Source organism: Streptomyces aurantiacus JA 4570 (assembly GCF_000414115.1).
GTDB classification, from domain to species: domain Bacteria; phylum Actinomycetota; class Actinomycetes; order Streptomycetales; family Streptomycetaceae; genus Streptomyces; species Streptomyces aurantiacus_A.
Genome location: NZ_AOPZ01000468.1, coordinates 1 through 3,412 on the forward strand (window position 1 = coordinate 1; position 3,412 = coordinate 3,412).

The 3,412-nt window shown below is 76.1% G+C and carries 2 pseudogenes; both read right to left on the minus strand.

The window, feature by feature from the left end:
• Nucleotides 1-1,939: pseudogene (locus STRAU_RS44835) on the minus strand (type I polyketide synthase); the annotation flags it as partial.
• 690 nt (nucleotides 1,940-2,629) lie between these two features.
• Nucleotides 2,630-3,409 (minus strand): annotated as a pseudogene (locus STRAU_RS45015) (acyltransferase domain-containing protein); the annotation flags it as partial.
• Between the last annotated feature and the right edge of the window lie 3 nt (nucleotides 3,410-3,412).

Sequence of the window (3,412 nt, forward strand, 5' to 3'; positions counted from 1 at the left end):
GTGCCGTCGGCGGCCTCGGCGTAGGGCTTGCAGCGGCCGTCGCCCGCGAGGCCGCCCTGGCGGCTGAACTCGTCGAAGGCGCCGGCCGTCGCCATGACGGTGACTCCCCCGGCGAGCGCGAGGTCGCACTCGCCCTGCCGCAGCGCCTGCGCGGCGAGGTGCAGGGCGACGAGCGACGACGAGCAGGCCGTGTCGACGGTCACCGCCGGGCCTTCGAGGCCGAAGGAGTAGGCGAGGCGGCCGGAGATGACGCTGCCGGACGTACCCGTCATGAGGTGTCCTTCGACGCCTTCGGGCACGCTGTCGAGCCCGGTCGCGTACCCCTGGAAGCCGGAGCCGACGAACACGCCGGTGGGTGTGCCGCGCAGGGACTTGGGCGCGACGCCGATGCGTTCGAACAGCTCCCAGGTGGTCTCCAGGAGCAGCCGCTGCTGCGGGTCCATGGCCAGGGCCTCGCGCGGCGAGATGCCGAAGAGTCCCGCGTCGAACTCCGAGGCGTCGTAGACGAAGCCGCCCTCGGGCTTGTAGCGCGCGGCGCCGTCCCCGTCGGTGGACCAGCCGCGGTCGGCGGGGAAGACGGAGATGGCGTCGGTGCCGTCGACGAGCAGTTGCCACAGCCCTTCGGGGGTGTTCGCGCCGCCGGGGAAGCGGCAGCTCATCGACACGATGGCGATCGGGTCGTCGGCCGCGTCGACGGGTTCCGCCACGCGGGCGGGGGCCGCCGTCGCGGCCGTGATGCCGCCGGACAGCTCCGCCAGCAGGTGGCGGGCCAGGATCTCGGGCGACGGATGGTCGAAGACCACGGTCGCGGGCAGCGGGATCTCGGTGGCGGCGGTGAGGCGGTTGCGCAGCTCCACCGCGGTGAGGGAGTCGAAGCCCAACTCGCGGAAGGCGCGGGCGGGTTCGACGGCTTCGGCGCCCGCGTAGCCGAGGGCCGCGGCCGCTTCGGCGCGTACGAGGTCGAGGACGAGGCGCTGCCGCTCCGCCTCCGGGAGCCCGGTGAGCCGGGCGGCCCACTCCGAGACCGGCTCGCCGTCGCCCGCCGCGCCGGCTCGCCGTCGCCCGCCGCGCCGGCCGTCGCCTGCCTTGTCTGCGGCCGCAGTTCGGGCAGGCCGCCGAGGAAGGCGCTCGGCCGTGCGGCCGTGAAGGTGGGGGCGAAGCGTTCCCAGTCCACGTCGGCGACCGTCAGGCAGGTCTCGTCGTGCGCGAGGGCCTGCGCGAGCGCGCCGACGGCCAGGTCCGGCGCGAGCAGTGCGACGCCGCGGCGGCGCAGGTGCTCCTCGGCCTCGGCGGTGGCCGCCATGCCACTGCCGCCCCAGGCGCCCCAGGCGACCGAGGTGGCCGTCAGGCCGCGGGCGCGGCGACGTTCGGCGACCGCGTCGAGGAAGGCGTTGGCGGCGGCGTATCCGGCCTGGCCGCCGCTGCCCCAGACGGCGGCGATGGAGGAGAACAGCACGAAGGCGTCGAGTTCGCCGTCGTCCAGGAGCGCGTCGAGGTGGGCGGCGCCCGCCGCCTTGGCGTCGAGGGCTTCGGCGAGGTCCGCCGGTGCCGTGTCGGCGAGGGCGAGCGCGGGGCTCACCCCGGCGGCGTGGAAGACGGAACGGATCCTGTGCCCGTGGGCGGCCAGCTCGTCCAGGAGCCCGGCGACGGCGTCCCGGTCGGCGACGTCGCACGCCGCGATGGTGACTTCGGCGCCCAACTCCGCCAGTTCCGCCTTCAGTTCGGCGGCGCCGGGCGCGTCGAGGCCGCGGCGGCTGGTCAGGACGAGGTGTTCGGCGCCCTCGCGCGCCAGCCAGCGTGCGACGTGTGCGCCGAGCGCGCCCGTGCCGCCGGTGATCAGCGCGGTGCCGCGCGGCGTCCACGCGGGCGCCGGGCGGGCGTCCAGTGGTGCGTGCGCGAGACGGCGCACGAAGAGGCCCGAGCCGCGCACGGCGACCTGGTCCTCGAATCCGGTGCCGCCGTCGGTCCGGCTGTCGGCGGGGATGCCCGTCAGCGCTGTCGCGAGCCGGGTGGCGGCGCGGTTGTCGGGGGTCGGCGGCAGGTCGACGAGGCCGCCCCAGCGGTCCGGATGCTCCAGGGCCACGACCCGTCCCAGGCCCCAGAGTTGGGCCTGCTCGGGGCCGCCGAGGAGGCGGTCGCTGCGGCCGGTGGAGACGGCTCCGCAGGAGACGGCCCACAGCCGCGCGCCGATCCCGGTGTCGCCGAGGGCCTGTACGAGGGCGAGGGTGGCCGCGAGGCCGGTGGGGAGCACGGGGTGCGAGGGGTGCGGGTGCTCGGCGAGGGCGAGCAGGGAAACCACGCCCGCCGGGTCGTCCGCGCCGGAGGCGTCGGGTGCGTCGGGAGCGCCGGGAGCGTCGACCTCGCCGGGTGCGTCGGGCGCGTACGCACGCAGGCGCCCGGTCAGGGCCTCACGGGTCAACTCGGCGTCGCTGACGCGCACTTCGGTGACCATGGCCCCGGCCTGCGTCAGCGCGTCGGTGACGCCCGCCAGCCACGGGTGCGCGGCGGCGTCCTCCGGTACGACGACCAGCCACCGGCCGGTCAGGCTCGCTCCGGGAAGCGCGCCGCTGGCAAGGGGCTTCCAGGTGACCCGGTAGCGCCAGCTGTCGAGCGTCGACCGCTCACGCCGCTGCCGCCGCCACGAAGACAACGCGGGAAGCACGGCACCAAGACCGGCGGACGCGGAGCCGTCCGCCACGTCCAGCTCGGCCGCCAGCTCCTCCAGGTCCTCGCGCTCCACGGCCTCCCAGAACCGCGCCTCCACCTCGTCCTGCGCGGGCGCCGTCGCGCCGCCCGGTGTGCGCCCGTCCACGAGCCAGAAGTGCTCGCGCTGGAAGGCGTACGTGGGCAGGTCGACGGTGGTGCGGGCGCCGGGGAACAGGGCCTGCCAGTCGAGTTCGGCACCGTGCACATGGGCTTCGGCGACGGCTGTCATCAGGCGGTGTGCGCCGCCCTCGTCCCGGCGCAGGGAGTGCAGTACGGCCGCCTGGGCGCCGGTGGCGTCGAGCGCGGCCCGGAGGGGCTCGGTGAGCACCGGGTGCGGGCTCACCTCGACGAAGAGCCCGTGGCCCTCGGCGATCAGCCGGCCGACGGCCTGCGCGAAGAGGGCGGGGTGCCGCAGGTTCCGGTACCAGTACGCCGCGTCCATGGGGGTGTCGGCGTCCAGCCACTCCCCCGTCAGCGTGGAGAACACCGGTACGTCGGCCGGCCGCGACACCACCGGGGCGAGTGCCTGTATCACGTCGGCTTCGACGGCGTCCGCCGGAGCGAACTTGCCGCAGACGGTCACGACACGCGCCGCGTCCCGCAGGCTCAGCACACCCGCCGCGCACGCGGCCGCGATCTCGCCGGGGCCGTGTCCCACCACGGCGGCGGGCTCGACCCCCGTCGACCGCCAGACGGCGGCCAGCGA